This window comes from Bradyrhizobium sp. Kon58, assembly GCF_055807455.1.
The window spans coordinates 1-272 of the sequence record NZ_JBVVOT010000432.1 but is presented as its reverse complement, the minus strand read 5'-3'; the positions used below and the strand labels follow the sequence as shown (position 1 = coordinate 272).

At 46.3% G+C, this 272-nt stretch carries 1 protein-coding gene; it reads right to left on the bottom strand.

Annotated features, from left to right (window positions below; all coding sequences use genetic code 11):
• Nucleotides 1-261: hypothetical protein (locus AC0L20_RS41045; RefSeq protein WP_473295833.1), on the bottom strand; the 261-nt coding region annotated here is incomplete at its 3' end.
• Nucleotides 262-272: the final 11 nt, after the last annotated feature.

Here is a 272-nt window from a genome sequence, read left to right as displayed (position 1 = left end):
AACATCAGTAAAATAGTCAGGACTCGCGACAAGCTTAAATGCCGCTTCGTCTACATATGCATCTAAATGACGCACCCCCAAATTCAATGGGCGCACAGGATCGACGATAATATGAGACTTGAACGACGCGCTACCTGGGTATCCATTGGTGGTGTAAACATGCCCATCTATAACCACTTGAGCCATAAGTATTTTTGGCCCAGCAGGAGCATCAGGATCACAGCGCAGATACCGACTGACACTTTCTGATTGTGCAGACATAACAAACTCAG